A 15,994-nucleotide genomic window follows, 5' to 3' on the forward strand; every position below is an offset into this window, starting at 1 on the left:
TTGTTTTAGGGGAAATATGTTTAATTCTAAAATAGAATTCAAAAAATATGATCCAGAATTATGGACCGCTATAGAAAAAGAAAATAAAAGACAAGAATTACATATAGAATTAATTGCATCTGAAAATTATACAAGTCATTATGTTATGCAAGCTCAGGGGTCACAGTTAACAAATAAATATGCAGAAGGTTATCCTGGAAAAAGATATTATGGTGGTTGTAAATATGTAGATATCATTGAAGAATTAGCAATTAATAGAGCAAAAAAACTATTTGATGCTGATTATGTTAACGTTCAACCGCATTCCGGATCTCAAGCTAATTTTGCTGTTTATACAGCGCTATTAAATCCTGGTGATACTATATTAGGTATGAAGTTATCTCATGGAGGTCATTTAACTCATGGTTCTCCTGTCAATTTTTCAGGTAAAATGTATAATGTTATTTCATATGGAGTAGATCTTAACGGTGATATTAATTATGAAGAACTATTATCTTTAACTAAAAAATATAAACCAAAAATGATTATTGGTGGTTTTTCAGCATATTCTGGTATCTGTGATTGGAAAAAAATGCGTCAAATTGCAGATGAAGTAAATGCATATTTTGTTGTTGATATAGCTCATATTGCTGGTCTAGTTGCAGCCAAAATTTATCCTAATCCAATTAGTTATGCACATATTGTCACTAGTACAACTCATAAAACATTAGCAGGACCGCGAGGTGGGTTGATTCTTGCTAAAAATGGAAATGAAAATTTATATAAAAAATTAAATTTATCAGTTTTTCCTGGCGCACAAGGAGGTCCTCTGATGCATATTATTGCAGGAAAAGCAGTTGCATTTAAAGAAGCTTTAGAACCAGAATTCAGAAAATATCAAATACAAATAGTTAAAAACGCAAAAAAAATGGCTCAAAATTTCTTAATAAAGGGATATAAAATAATATCTGGTGGTACTTATAATCATTTATTTTTAATTGATTTAACAAATAAAAAATTAACAGGAAAAGATGCTGATATAGCTTTAAGCAAAGCTAATATTACTGTTAATAAAAATACTATACCTAATGATGTACAAAGTCCTTTTGTCACTTCAGGCATTCGTATTGGCACATCTGCTGTAACTAGAAGAGGATTTAAAGAAAAAGAGGTTGTTACAGTATCAAACTGGATAGCTAATATTTTAGACGATGTGAATGATAATAATAATATTATTAATATTAAAAATCAAGTATTAGAGATTTGTAAAGAATATCCAGTTTATTTTTAATGAAAAAAAATAAGATATATCCATCTTTGTTAAAAAAAATATATTAACAAATAATTAAATATAATACTTTTAATAAAATTTATTTAAAACTGGTATTAAGGTAATCTAATTTTTATTTTTTCAATATTAATTTTATTTTTATTATTGAAATAAGGAATTATACCTAATAATGGAGATTTAATATAATTTAACAAAGTTTGGATATAATGTATATTATATCTATTATTTGGTAATATATAATTAGCAATCCAACCACCGCATTTGATTTCTTCTGAAAGAATAGCTTTTTCTGTTAAAATAGCATGATTTATACATCCTAATTTAATTCCAACAACAATAATGACAGTTAATTGTTCTTTTTTAACCCAATCAGAAAAAGTATTTGTATAAGATAAAGGAGTGTACCATCCACCAGCACCTTCTATTAAAACCCAATTACTTTTTGCAGTGATTTTTTTTAAACCTAAAGATAAATCTTCAATTTTAATAGTTTTTTTTTGAAATTTACTTAACATATGAGGAGGAGCATTTTCTAAAAATGAAATAGGGTTTACTTCTGTATAACTTAAAGTTATTGAACTATTCATTTTAAGAATCATTGCATCATGATTTATGATGCCGTATGATTTTTTTTTAGATCCAGAAGAAACAGGTTTATATCCTGCTGTATCATACCCTGCTTTTGTTGCTTTTTTTAATAGAATACTGCTTGTAAAAGTTTTACCAACATTGGTATCAGTACCAGTAATAAAAAATTTTTTAATCATAATTTTATCTTATTTTAACAATTAATTGAACTTTAATAAAGTTAATTCCCTATAAAGTTATTAACAATATTTAGTATATTTCTATAATTGAGTAACTCGATAAATTTAATTGTGTGCAATTTATAAAAATAACACAATAATTATAATATTGAGTTACTCTAGATTATAAAATATAAAATTTTTTAAAAAAAATATATAAGATTTATATAAAAAATGTTTATTAAAAATTCTTTAACATAACATGTTTTATATTATTATGTTGCTGCATTATAATATTTATCTTCTTTAATTTTTGATGATTTCATAATAGAATTATATTTATTTTCTTTTGGTATAGTTTGTTTCTTATATTCACGATTTAAATTTAATTTTTTCAATAATTTTAAATCACTTTCTTCTTCTGGATTGCTTGCAGTAAGTAATTTACATCCATAAAAAATAGAATTTGCTCCAGCCATAAAACACATTGCTTGAGTTTGATCATTCATATTTTGACGTCCAGCAGATAATCTAATATAAGATTGTGGCATCATGATACGAGCAGCAGCCACTACTCTAATAAATTCAAATGGTTCTATATTTTGATTATTCTCCAAAGGCGTTCCTGCAATTTTTACTAACATATTAATAGGTACACTTTCTGGTGGAACAGATAAATTAGATAGTTCCATTAATAATTCCATACGATCTTGTGTTTTTTCTCCTAAACCCATGATGCCGCCAGAACAAATTTTCATACCAGCATCTCGAACTATATTTAAAGTATCTAATCGTTCTTGATACGTACGTGTAGTAATAACGTTACTATAAAAATTACGCGATGTATCTAAATTATGATTATAAAAATCTAAACCTGCGCTAGCTAATTTTTTTGCTTGTAAACTATTTAAAGTTCCTAAAGTCATACAAGTTTCCATACCCATCAATTTAATTTCTTTAATAATTTTTTCTAAATAAGGAATATCTTTTTCTTTTGGATTTTTCCAGGCTGCACCCATACAAAATCGACTAGAACCTGAAGATTTTGCTTTTTTTGCAGCACTTATAATTTTTTCCATTTCTAATAACGGTTCTTTTTTTAAGCCTGTTTTATATCTAGAGCTCTGGGGACAATATTTACAATCTTCTGGACAAGAACCTGTTTTTATTGAAAGTAATGTACTAATTTGTATTTTATTTGGATTAAAATACTTCCTGTGTTTTTTTTGAGCTTCAAACATAAGATCAAAAAATGGTTTTTTAAAGAGTATTTTTGTTTCTTCTAGAGTCCATTTTTTTTTCATATTATCTCCAAAAAAATTATGATTTTGTTTTATTAAAGGTTTATACTAGATTATTGAATATTTTTATATATAAATAATAATGAGTCAATCTGATACACTTTTTGATTATAAACATATTTGGCATCCTTATTCATCTATGATTAATCCTATTCCGTGTTATTCTGTTGTATCAGCTAAAGGGGTATATTTAAAACTTACAAATAAAAAAAATATAATAGATGGTATGTCTTCATGGTGGTCTGCAATACATGGTTACAATCATCCTGTTTTAAATCGAGCTTTAAAGAAACAGATAAAAAAAATGTCTCATGTTATGTTTGGAGGGATTACGCATCCTCCAGCTATAGCACTTTGTCGTCAATTAATTGAATTAACACCAAAAAAACTAGATTGTGTATTTCTTTCTGATTCCGGTTCAGTTGCGATTGAAGTAGCAATAAAAATGTTAATTCAATATTGGCAATCATTAGGTCAAAAAAGAAAACAATTCCTCACTATTCGCAATGGATATCATGGTGATACTTTTGCTGCAATGTCAATTTCTGATCCCGACAATTCTATTCATCAAATATACAATAATTTATTACCAAATAATTTATTTGCAGATGCACCAGTTTCTTCTTTTCATAAAAAATGGCAAAAAAGTGATCTTATATCTTTTAAAAAAATAATAGAAGAAAACTCATTAAAAATAGCAGGAGTGATATTAGAACCTATAGTACAAGGTGTAGGAGGAATGAATTTTTATCATCCTGCATATTTAAAAAAAATAAAAAAATTGTGTGATAATTATTCTATTCCGATAATTTTTGATGAAATTGCAACAGGTTTTGGTCGTACCGGAAGACTTTTTGCTTTTGAACATGCTGGTGTTATACCAGACATATTATGTTTAGGAAAAGCTATTACTGGCGGTACAATTACTTTGGCTGCTACTTTAACATCGCGACATATTGCAGATACTATTAGTATAAGTCAAGCTGGTTGCTTTATGCACGGTCCCACTTATATGGCGAATCCTTTAGCATGTGCTGTTGCAAATGCAAATATAAAAATATTAAAAACTAATAAATGGAAAATACAGGTGTCTAATATTGAAAAACAATTATCTAAAAATTTGTTGCCTTTAATCCATTATCCATATGTTGTTGATGTACGTGTATTAGGTGCTATTGGTGTAGTTGAGTGTTCTCATTTAGCGAATGTATTCTTAATGCAAAAATTTTTTGTTGAAAATGGAGTCTGGATTCGGCCATTTAAAAAGTTAATTTATATTGTTCCGCCTTATACCATTAGTGTTGCTCAATTAAATAAACTAACTAATGTTATCACTCAAGCTGTCAACAATAGATCATTATTTATATAAAAATGTAAAAAAATATATTAATATTTATTTAGTTTGTGTATAAGAACCCATATCGGATTTTTACTAGTATTATAGATATGGATTTTTTTTAATTCTCCATTTAACTTAGAAATACTATATACAACAAATGTATTAGATTTTTCTCCAGCTACTACTAAAAAAGTATTATTAGAATTGATACAAAAAGATCTAGGTTGTTCTTCTGTTTCATAGCTTCTAAAAAAAATAATTTTGTAGTTATTTTGATCGATGTGAAATAAAGAAATAATATTTAATAATCGATCGGAAGCGTATAAAAAACGACCACAAGTTGTGACATGAATATCAGAAGACCAATAATGTTCTGAAGATAAATTATTTAATAGATTAATATTTTGTATGTTTTCTATTTTTATTATATTGTTTTTTTGATATATTTTCCATACATCAATAGTGCCATTAAGTTCATTAATAGTGTAAATAAAATCTTGATTAGGATGGAATACAATATGACGTGGTCCTGATTTTTTTTTAGTATGAAGTAATTTTTGATCAATATTTTTTAATATACCAAAATTTGTTAAATAATATAGATAAATAGCATCTTCTTTTAAAGACATAACAAATAAAATATTATATTTATGATTTATTTTTGCAGCATGACAACCTTCTATGTCATAAATAATTTGTATTGGATTTTGAGGGACGCCATGTTTATTTAAAGGACTTACACTAATACAATTTGAATGATATGAGCTACAAAACAAAAATTTTTCTGTACAATTTAGTGAAAGATAATTTGGATGTCCTGGAATGAAACTTTCATTTTTTTTTTTCAAGAAACCATTATCATCTATGTCATATGTAATAATTTTATTACTCGGACGAACACCAGCATATAATAATTTTTTGCTTGCAATAATTGTAAGCGGTTGTACTTGACCTTCTGTTATAACTGTTTGTATAAGATTCATGTGTCCATTTTTATATAAATTCCATACTTCTATATTTTCACTAACTGAATTTGAAATATATACGATTTCTTTCATACAATTCCTTTAATATTTTTTTTATAATTATGTCATAGAAATTATTTTGATAATAATTAAAATAACAAAAAAGTTTTTATTAAAATATTTTTTTTAATCCTCTTTTTTATTTAAATTTTTTAATATGCCTTTTATCCATTTTAGACGTAAATAATCCTCATTATTATGCCAAATAAATTTTAATTTTGTTGAATTTTCCATTTTCCAAGTATTAGGTTCATTTTTAAATATTTTTAACAAATCTTGAGTATCCACTGAATTTTTATAATTGAATTTTATCACACCTATTTTTTTGTTAGCTTTAATATATTTTATACCTATTTTATATGCTATTAATCTAATTTTGGCAATTATAATTAAATTTTTAGAAAAATCTGGCAATGGCCCAAATTGATAAGTTAATTCATTTTTTATTTTTTCTATTTTTTTTTCATTTTCAGCATTAAAAATTTTTTTATAAAAAAATAATCTAGTATTCACGTCTGTAATATAATCTTCTGGTAATAAAGAAGATACATATAATTCAATTTCTAATGGTTTTTTAAATAACTTGTCAATAGATAAGTTTTCTCCATTTTTTAATACATTAATAGCATTTCCTAACAATTTCATATATAAAGAAAATCCGATATTTTTTATATGCCCACTTTGTTCTTTACCTAATATCTTACCTACTCCTCTAATTTCAAGATCTTGATTAGATAAAGAAAAACCACCTCCAAAATTATCAACTGATGAAATAGCTTCTAGTCTTTTTTTGGCATGTACAGTCATTTTATTAAAACTATTGACAAGAAACAAAGCATATGCCTGGTAATGTGATCTACCAATGCGACCACGTAGTTGATGAAGTTGAGATAATCCAAAGTGATCAGAATTTTCAATAATGATTGTATTAGCTCTGGGTATATCAATGCCACTTTCTATTATTGTAGTACAAATTAAAACATCAAATTTTTTATTATAAAAATCATTCATTACTTTCTTTAAATCAATATTGCTCATTTGTCCATGACCTATTTTAATATGAGCTTCAGGAACTAATTTTGATAATCTTTCAGCAATATTCATAATGTTTTGAACTTTGTTATATACGTAATAAATCTGACCACCTCGCAATATTTCTCGTAAAATGGTTTTTCTAACTAATGTTGGGTTATACTCTTCGATATAAGTTTTTACTGCTAATCTTTGAGCTGGTGGTTTTTCTATAATTGATAAATCTTTTATACCAGTCATAGCCATATTTAAAGTACGAGGAATAGGTGTAGCTGTTAAAGTTAATATATCAATATTAGAATATTTTTTTTTAATAATTTCTTTGTGATTTACACCAAATCGGTGTTCTTCATCAATAATTAACAATCCAAGATTGTGCCAAGCTATTTCTTTTAATAAAAGTTTATGAGTTCCTATTAAAATATTAATTTTTCCGTTTTTAGTATTTTCAAGAAGTAAGGTTTGTTGTTTTTGGTTTTGAAATCTAGATAATAGATCAATACAAAAAGACCAATTAGAAAAACGTTTTTTAAAATTTTCGTAATGTTGTTGAGCTAATAAAGTAGTTGGAACTAAAACAGCTACTTGTTTGTTATTAGAAACAGATAAAAAAGCAGCTCGCATTGCAATTTCTGTTTTTCCAAAACCTACATCACCACAAATCAAACGATCCATAGGAGTAGATTTTTGCATATCTTTTAACACAGATTTAATTACTTTATCTTGATCTGGTGTAATTTGGAACAAACAATCTTTAGAAAATATTTGATATTGTTCTTCATCTTTTTTAAATGAAAATCCCAATATTGATGCTCTATTAGAATAAATATCTAATAATTGTGCGGCATGATCATATAAAGTTTTACTGATTTTTTCTTTTTGTTTATTCCATTCATCACCTCCTAATTTATGAAGCGGTGCATTTTCTACTGATGTTTCTGTATAAGGTGAAATAAGATGGAGATATGAAACCGGCAAATATAATTTATCTCCTTCTGCATATAAAATAATTAAATATTCAGATTTTATACTTAAAGTTTTTATTGTTGTTAATCCAAGATATCGCCCGACTCCATGTTGAATATGTATAATAGGATGATTTAAAATTAATTTAGATAAATGATTTTTTTTAACTGTAGTATAATTTTTAGATGATAAAAAAGATCTATTTTGAGTAACTATTGGTAATAAATCTTCTGTAAAGATAAATAAAATATTATTTTTTTTATAAAAAAAATCATTTTTTAGAGTACTTGTCATGTAAAAAAACTTAATTTTTTTATCAAAATTAATAATTTTTTCTATATATTGAGGATAAATTTTATTTTCTTTTAAAAAATTTAAGATTTTTTCTAAAGATTCTTTTTTAGTTAAAAAAAATATTATTTTTCCCGAAAATGAATGCATAAAAGATAATAATTTTTTTGTTTTTTCTTGATTATCAATATTTTGAAAGATATGCGATAATTTTTTGTATTGCCAATTAATAATTTTTTTGTTTTTTAAAATTCTATCATTTGTAATTTTCATGCAAGCATCTTTCTTTAAAGAAAGTAATATATCTTTATTTTTCATTAATATGTTTTAGGTTTAAATATAACATTATATCTATTTTATTTTTTTAAAAAAAGTTATTTAGTTTTCACTAAAAGTTTTTATTGAAAAACATTATATCGTAAGGAAAAAAATAATTTATTAATTATAAAAAATATTACTGCATAATAAAAAAAATGTTTTTTTTTAATTTCGTATGCAAATAAAACGAATTTCATTATTCTAACAATGATAATATAAAGTTAACAATAAATAATAATTTTATTTTTATAAAATATTGTTATGTTTTTAAAAAATAAAATATCTTCAAAATATTTTATTATAAATCTTTCAATGTAAGACAAAATTTATGTATCATCCTATATATATTTTTATCGGTTTGCGTTATCTATGGAATTCTCATTTACCCAGATTTAAAAAATTTCTTACTCTTTTATCTGTTATAGGTATTAGTATTAGTGTTACTGCACTTATTATTATTATGTCTATAATGAATGGATGCGAAGAAAATTTTAAAAAAAATGTTTTATCTTTCATTCCACATTTAATTATTACTAATAATATGAAATATATCAATAAATCAGAATTTCCTAAAAATATTTTAAAGTTAAATAATATTGAAAAAATTTCTGATGTTATTAAAAAAGATGTTTTAGTAGAAAATAAAAACAATATAACTATAGGAGAAATAGTTGGCATCGATAATGATAAAAACATAGTTAATTACAATATAAAATATATTTCAGATTTATTAAAACCAAATAAATATCATGCAATTATAGGAAAAGAATTATCTAAAAAACTACATGTAAAAATTGGTGATAAAATTAAACTTATTCTTCTATCAAATAATATCAAACAAAAAACATTTAAAATTGTTAATTTTTTTTCTACTCAAAATGAAATCGATTATTATCAAATATTAATTAATAAACAAGATAGTATGAATTTTTTAAACTATGCTAAAAACTATATTACCGGTTGGAGGATATGGTTAAAAGAACCACTATCTTTTAATTTCGAAGAAATACAAAAAACAGTCTATCCCTTGATATTATACGATTGGACATCACAAAAAGGTGAGTTGTTTAAAGCTATAAAAATTGAAAAATATATGATGATATTTTTATTTTTATTAGTCTTAATAGTATCTGTTTTTAATATTTTTATAACTTTTTCTATATATATAATAGAAAAAAAGAATACGATTGCTATTTTAAAATCTCAAGGATTACCGGATTGGAAAATTATGTTAATATTTATTACACTAGGATCCAGTACTTCTATTTTTGGCAGTTTATTAGGTACAATTATCAGTATTGTATTGATCATAGAAAATAGTTTTTTGCAAAATTTTATTCAAGTCTTATTTGATAGTACAAATATTCCAATAATTATTGTTCCATATCAAATTTTATTTATTAATATCATATCAATATTTATTACAATGTTTTCAACATTATATCCATCTTGGAAGGCTATAAAAACATCACCATCTAGGACTTTATCTAATGAATAATATTATCATACAATGCATTAATTTAACAAAATCTTATCAAGATGGAGACCTTACTGTTAATATTTTAAAAAAAATATCATTTGAATTATACAAGGGGGAAATAGCAGCTATTATTGGAAGATCTGGATCAGGTAAAACTACATTATTACATTTAATTGCGGGTTTAGATAATCCTACTTCTGGATCTATCTTGTTTGATGGAAAAACATTAAGATCTATGACATCTAATGAAATATCAAAATTGAGAAATCAAAAAATAGGTTTCATTTATCAATTTCATCATTTAATGTTAGATTTTAATGTATTAGAAAATGTTGCAATACCTCTTCTAATTGATCATAAAAATAAGCAAGAATCTAAAGAAATTGCATTTGAAATGTTAAAAAAAGTTCATTTACAAGATAAAATAAAAAAATATCCATCTGAATTATCTGGTGGTGAAAGACAGCGTGTTGCTATTGCTCGAGCTTTTGTCAATAATCCTTGTTTAATCATAGCAGATGAACCCACTGGAAACCTAGATCAATATAATACTAATGTTGTATTTGATTTAATATTAAAATTAAACAATGATTTTAATACTACTTTTTTGATTGTAACACATGATACTATTCTCACAAAAAAAATACCCATTTTATTTAAAATGAAAAATGGTCAATTATTCAATTACGAAAATTAACATAAAAAGAAATGTTCAATGAATTTTTTACCTTTCTTGATTGCAAAACGATTAGATGCAAAACAAAAAAAAAACTGTATGATATTATTTATTTCTATTTTATCTAAGATAGGAATATTTATTAGTGTGTTTGCATTAATTATAAGTTTTAGTGCATTTAACGGTTTTCAAGTATTTTTAAATAAAAAAATGTTATCTACCTTGCCCCATGGAATTATTCAATTAACTAATCAATCATTATTCAAGTATCAAGATATAATGAAAAAATTATTTTTATTTCCAGAAATTACTTATTGTGAACCTTATATTGTACATACTGGATTTTTAATAAAAAACAATGAAGTTAAACTCATTGAAGTTAAAAGCTTTAGTGATATAAAATATTTAAAAAAAAAATTTCTTTAAACAATAAAAGAATTAATTCTTTGCAAATCAATCATTTTAACCGTAAAAATGATCATCAAATTATTATTTCATCTCATTTAGCAAAAGATTTATTAATTAACAAGAACGATTTAATTGAATTACTTTTTTTCAATTCACATTTACAGCGTTTTTCTTTTACAATCAAAGATACATTCGAATCTAATGGACTTTTAGATGCAAATATAGCATATATACCCTTTATTTTTTTTAAAAATTTTTTTAATGAAAACAATCATATCAATGCAATTGAATTACATATGTTTCATCCTTTTGATGCTGATCAGATTCTGAAAAAAGTAGTAAAAAAAATAGGTGTTCCTCTTATTACATATAGTTGGATTGATAGTTATCATTATATATATAATGACATAAAAAAAATGAAGGCAATAATATATTTTATACTATTATTACTAGTGATTATTTCATCTTTTAGCATTACATCTCTTTCAATCATGACGATATCTAAAAAAACACAAGAAATTGCTATTTTACGAACTATCGGTGCTAATAATTGTTTAATTCAAATAATTTTTTTATATTATGGATTACGTTCTGTAATGATTGGAACTTTTTTGGGTTTAATTACAGGTATAATAATAGTTTTAAACTTTAAAGGAATAGTATTTTTTTTAGACAAATCCTTTAAGGATAATATATTATTAGATAATATTTATTATCATCATTTTTTATTGTTAAAAATAAATATATCAGATGTAATAACAATATTAATAAGTACTATAATCATAGGAATTATAGCAAATTGGTATCCAGCATATTATGCTTCAAAAATTAATCCTAGCAAAATACTAAAAGAGTATTAACATTGAATATATTTTTTATATAAAATTAATAACAATACATATATTAATTATTTTTTAAATTCAGAAACACTATATTTTTAAAATGGAGAAAAAAATGACTATTAAAGTAGGAATTAATGGATTTGGTCGTATTGGACGTGTATTATTTCGATTAGCTCAAAAACGTTCTAACATTGAAATTGTAGCTATTAATGATTTATTAAGTCCTGAATATATAGCTTATATGTTAAAATATGATTCTACTCATGGAACTTTTAAAAAAAATATTAAAGTTAATAAGGAATCTATCATTATAGATGATAAAAAAATTAGAATTACTGCAATAAAAGATCCTGAAAAATTAATGTGGAATAATGTATCAGTTGATGTAGTCATTGAATCAACAGGTCTTTTTTTAACAAAAGAAACAGCTTATAAACATATTTTAGCCGGATCAAAAAAAGTAGTTATAACAGGACCTTCTAAAGACGATATTCCAATGTTCGTTAGAGGTGCTAATTTTAATCAATATAAAGGAGAAGATATTGTTTCGAATGCTTCGTGTACTACTAATTGTTTAGCCCCTTTATCTAAAATTATAGATGATGAATTAGGTATCATAGAAGGTTTAATGACAACTGTTCATGCTAGTACTGCTACTCAAAAAATTGTCGATGGTCCATCTCATAAAGATTGGAGAGGTGGACGAGGAGCATTACAAAATATTATCCCATCTTCTACTGGAGCCGCTATTGCTGTAGGTAAAGTATTACCTAATCTGAATGGTAAATTAACTGGTATAGCATTCAGAGTTCCTGTATCTAATATATCTGTAGTAGATCTAACGGTACGATATCAAAAACCAGCTACATATCAAGAAATATGTGAGATAATTAAAATTGCATCTGAAGAGGAAATGAAGGGAATTATAGGATATACAGAAGATGAAGTAGTATCTTCAGATTTTAATGGTCAAGAATTAACTTCTATATTTGATGCTAAAGCAGGTTTGTCTTTAAATAAAAATTTTGTTAAATTAGTTTCTTGGTATGATAATGAAACAGGTTATTCTAGCAAAGTTCTTGACTTAGTATCTCTAGTAGCTGGAATATAGATATAAAATATAATATTTTTTTATACCTTAATTATATAATAAGAACGTGTTTTATTTTTTATCTAAAATAAATAGCAGTATTAAGTATGCTACTTAATACTGCTACTTATATTTTGAAATATTTTATCTTTTTTATTGCCTAGCCATTCTAATAAGACATGGAGAGAAAGTAGTATTACTGCGCCATGGATTAATATCAATGCCACCTCTACGTGTGTATCTTGCATATACAGTAAGTTTTTCAGGTTTGCAAACATTTTCAATATCATTAAAAATTCTTTCAATACATTCTTCATGAAATTCATTGCAACTACGAAAAGAAATTAAATAACATAATAGTGCTGTATGATCGATCTTTTGACCAGAATATATAATTTGTATTGATGCCCAGTCTGGTTGTTGAGTAATTGGACAATTTGTTTTTAACAAATGACTATATAAAGATTCTTCTATAATTGAGTGATTAGAAGAACAAGTCAATAATGATGGATTGTATTTATAAGATGTAACTTGAACATCTTGTTTATCTATACATATACCATAAAATTCTGATATGTTTTGTTTTTTAATCTCATTTAAATTAAATAATGTTATAGAAACTTTTCCACAAACGCATTTTGTAAGATCTAACTCTAAAATTTTAATGAATGTTGTATAATGATCAAATTTAATTTGATTAAAACTATTTATATAAATTTTAAAACTTTTAGATTCAATAATATTGATACTAGTTATATTAACTTCTATTCTGGCAATAGCAATTTGTGGTAATCCATTGTTATTGAGCCATGATAATTCATATAATGTCCAAATATCTTTTCCAATAAAAGGTAAATGAATACAATTTAATTGAATAATTTCACGATGTTTTTTACGGGGTATGCTTTTTAATAAAGCAAAATGATCTATTTTAAAACTCATATTTTTTCTTTTGATTTGTTTTTTTAATAACTAATATAAAATATTATTTTATGTTTATTTAAAATAATATAATAGTATAAGTATTTTAAAAAATATTATTAATAATAATATTAATATATGGTAAATTTAATTAAGAAGTAGGAAGTATTTGTTTAATCCATTCAGCTACTCTCAATTTAGTTTTATCTGATTGTCGATCTTCATCTAAAACTAATCCCACAAAATAATCTTTGTTTAATAAAGCTTTAGAATGTTCAAAACTATATTTTTTAGTAGACCATTTTCCAACTATATTAGCTTTATTTTTTTTAATAACATTATATATGATTCCTAATGCATCACAAAAATATTCACCATAATCTTCTTGATCTCCGCATCCAAATAATGCTACAGTTTTATTTGAAAAATCAATTTTTTTTAAAATAGGTAAAAAATCATCCCAATCACATTGAACCTCTCCATAATACCAAGTAGGTACTCCTAATATTAAAAAATCAAAATGTTCAATATCTTTTTTAGAACTATTACTAATGTCATGTAATATAGAGATATCTTTTCCTATAAATTTTTGAATTAATCTCGCTATTTTCTCTGTATTTCCAGTATCACTGCCAAAAAAAATACCTATTTTTTTCATTATAACCATCCATAATAAATATATTATTAAAAAATAAATAATATGTTAATGTATAAGCATCTATATTCACTCATGTATAGAAAAAAAATAACGCTTTTGAAAAATTTATTATATTAATAAAAAATTAGTAAAAATATTTTTTTAATATTCATTAAAAAAAAATAGTCCAACTTTCTTATAAAAATATAAATATTATGCAAAAAAATTTGATTTGGTTTCGAAATGATTTTCGTTTATATGATCATACAGCTTTACATCAAGCATGTAAATCTGATGAAGATAAAGTCATAGCTTTATTCATAGCGACTCCTGAACAATGGAATAATCACTCTATGTCTAGTAAAAAAATGTCTTTTATTTACTCTCATTTAATATCTTTAAAAAAAGAATTATTAAAATTAAACATTGTTTTACACTATCATGAGTCTACTAATTTTTTAAATTCCATTGAATATTTAATGTATTTTTGCTTTAAACATAAAATAAATAATTTATTTTATCATTATCAATATGAAAGTGATGAACGTCATCGTGATGTTTTAGTAAAAAAAAAATTATCTCAACAAGGCATTTGTGTAAAAGGTTTTCACGATAATCTTTTAGTTTCATATCAATGTATCAAAAATAAAAAAAATGAAACTTATAAAGTCTTTTCTTTCTTTAAAAAAAAAATTATAAAACATTTAAATAATAATATACCTATATGTTTTCCTATTCCTTCTAAAAGAAAACTTGATAAAAATTTCTTTTCTAATACTTTTTTGTCTAAAAAAATAAATATTAACTTTGATAAGAAAAAATTCCCTATTGGAGAAAAATCAGCCGTTAATAGATTAAAAAATTTTTGCAAGCATAAGATGAATAATTATTTATTAAATAGAAATTTTCCTTATTCAGATAGTACGAGTATGTTATCTCCTTATTTATCTTCAGGTATAATATCATCTCGACAATGTCTTTCAATATTTTTAAAAGAACAAAAAAATATTTTTTCAAATATTTTTTTTCCTGCATCCTGGTTTGATCAAATATTATGGCGTGAATTTTATTATCATTTATTAATTTCTTTTCCAAAAATCAGTCAGTCTCAATCATTATCATTATGGGAAAAAAAAATTGATTGGAATGATAATATAAAACATTTAAATGCTTGGAAAGAAGGATGTACTGGTTTTCCTATAGTAGATGCTGGAATGAGACAACTAAATAGATTAGGTTGGATGCATAATCGATTAAGAATGATTACTGCTAATTTTTTAGTAAAAAATCTTTTGATTAATTGGCGAGAAGGTGAAAAATATTTTATATCTCGTTTAATTGATGGCGATTTAGCACTAAATAATGGGGGGTGGCAGTGGTGTGCATCAGTTGGATGTGATTCTGTTCCTTACATACGTATTTTTAATCCATTAAATCAATCGAAAACTTTTGACGAATCTGGTTTTTTTATAAAAAAATTTATTCCAGAATTAAAACATGTGCCTAATCAGTATATCCATCAACCACATGAATGGTCACATAAAACAAATTATAAAATAGACTATCCTGATCCAATTATAGATTATAATGATAGCAGAAAAAAATGTCTATTAATATTTAGTAAAGCAAAATTGTCTTTAAAAAAATAGGTA

13 protein-coding genes and 1 pseudogene are annotated in these 15,994 nt (G+C 24.2%); 8 read left to right on the forward strand and 6 right to left on the reverse strand.

Annotation, left to right across the window (positions count from 1 at the left end; all coding sequences use genetic code 11):
* Window positions 1–16 precede the first annotated feature (16 nt).
* Entirely contained in the window at window positions 17–1,270 is a 1,254-nt protein-coding gene (gene glyA, locus AB4W64_RS01480) for a serine hydroxymethyltransferase (protein WP_367678283.1), read from the forward strand.
* A gap of 95 nt (window positions 1,271–1,365) precedes the next feature.
* Here glyA and bioD read toward each other — a convergent pair whose 3' ends face one another.
* A complete protein-coding gene (gene bioD / locus AB4W64_RS01485; RefSeq protein WP_367678284.1) occupies window positions 1,366–2,037 on the reverse strand; it encodes a dethiobiotin synthase in 672 nt (223 codons plus the stop codon).
* Window positions 2,038–2,354: 317 nt separating this feature from the next.
* Window positions 2,355–3,320: pseudogene (gene bioB, locus AB4W64_RS01490) on the reverse strand (biotin synthase BioB); the annotation flags it as partial.
* A 79-nt stretch (window positions 3,321–3,399) separates the two neighbouring features.
* On the opposite strand from bioB, the gene bioA reads away from it, so the two are divergent.
* Window positions 3,400–4,686 (forward strand): adenosylmethionine--8-amino-7-oxononanoate transaminase, encoded by a 1,287-nt coding sequence (bioA, locus tag AB4W64_RS01495; RefSeq protein WP_367677737.1) that lies wholly within the window; start codon window positions 3,400–3,402, stop codon window positions 4,684–4,686.
* Window positions 4,687–4,703: 17 nt separating this feature from the next.
* Here the strand turns inward: bioA and pgl are convergent, their stop codons facing one another.
* A complete protein-coding gene (gene pgl, locus AB4W64_RS01500; RefSeq protein WP_367677738.1) occupies window positions 4,704–5,714 on the reverse strand; it encodes a 6-phosphogluconolactonase in 1,011 nt (336 codons plus the stop codon).
* A gap of 93 nt (window positions 5,715–5,807) precedes the next feature.
* Window positions 5,808–8,288, reverse strand: a complete 2,481-nt coding sequence (mfd, locus tag AB4W64_RS01505) for a transcription-repair coupling factor (RefSeq protein ID WP_367677739.1) — start codon at window positions 8,286–8,288, stop codon at window positions 5,808–5,810.
* Between the two features lie 328 nt (window positions 8,289–8,616).
* On the opposite strand from mfd, the gene AB4W64_RS01510 reads away from it, so the two are divergent.
* The 5 genes from AB4W64_RS01510 (at window position 8,617) to gap (ending at window position 12,805) form a co-directional block, all read left to right on the forward strand.
* A complete protein-coding gene (locus tag AB4W64_RS01510) occupies window positions 8,617–9,786 on the forward strand; it encodes an FtsX-like permease family protein (RefSeq protein ID WP_367677740.1) in 1,170 nt (389 codons plus the stop codon).
* Window positions 9,779–10,465 carry a lipoprotein-releasing ABC transporter ATP-binding protein LolD gene (gene lolD / locus AB4W64_RS01515; protein WP_367677741.1) on the forward strand — a complete coding sequence of 229 codons (687 nt, stop codon included), beginning with the start codon at window positions 9,779–9,781 and terminating at the stop codon, window positions 10,463–10,465. The genes AB4W64_RS01510 and lolD overlap by 8 nt, the downstream gene beginning before the upstream one ends.
* Window positions 10,466–10,483: 18 nt before the next feature.
* A complete protein-coding gene (locus AB4W64_RS01520) occupies window positions 10,484–10,870 on the forward strand; it encodes a hypothetical protein (protein WP_367677742.1) in 387 nt (128 codons plus the stop codon).
* A gap of 20 nt (window positions 10,871–10,890) precedes the next feature.
* Entirely contained in the window at window positions 10,891–11,712 is an 822-nt protein-coding gene (locus tag AB4W64_RS01525; protein ID WP_367677743.1) for an FtsX-like permease family protein, read from the forward strand.
* Window positions 11,713–11,806: 94 nt separating this feature from the next.
* Window positions 11,807–12,805 carry a type I glyceraldehyde-3-phosphate dehydrogenase gene (gene gap / locus AB4W64_RS01530; RefSeq protein ID WP_367677744.1) on the forward strand — a complete coding sequence of 333 codons (999 nt, stop codon included), beginning with the start codon at window positions 11,807–11,809 and terminating at the stop codon, window positions 12,803–12,805.
* Window positions 12,806–12,937: 132 nt separating this feature from the next.
* Here gap and queF read toward each other — a convergent pair whose 3' ends face one another.
* Both queF and fldA read right to left on the reverse strand, forming a co-directional pair.
* Window positions 12,938–13,726, reverse strand: a complete 789-nt coding sequence (queF, locus tag AB4W64_RS01535) for an NADPH-dependent 7-cyano-7-deazaguanine reductase QueF (protein WP_367677745.1) — start codon at window positions 13,724–13,726, stop codon at window positions 12,938–12,940.
* A gap of 130 nt (window positions 13,727–13,856) precedes the next feature.
* Entirely contained in the window at window positions 13,857–14,363 is a 507-nt protein-coding gene (gene fldA / locus AB4W64_RS01540) for a flavodoxin FldA (RefSeq protein WP_367677746.1), read from the reverse strand.
* A gap of 194 nt (window positions 14,364–14,557) precedes the next feature.
* On the opposite strand from fldA, the gene phrB reads away from it, so the two are divergent.
* Window positions 14,558–15,991, forward strand: coding sequence for a deoxyribodipyrimidine photo-lyase (phrB, locus tag AB4W64_RS01545; protein WP_367677747.1), 1,434 nt, complete (start codon window positions 14,558–14,560; stop codon window positions 15,989–15,991).
* The last annotated feature ends 3 nt before the right edge of the window (window positions 15,992–15,994 follow it).

This window comes from Buchnera aphidicola (Brachycaudus tragopogonis) (genome assembly GCF_964059175.1).
GTDB lineage: Bacteria > Pseudomonadota > Gammaproteobacteria > Enterobacterales > Enterobacteriaceae > Buchnera > Buchnera aphidicola_BM.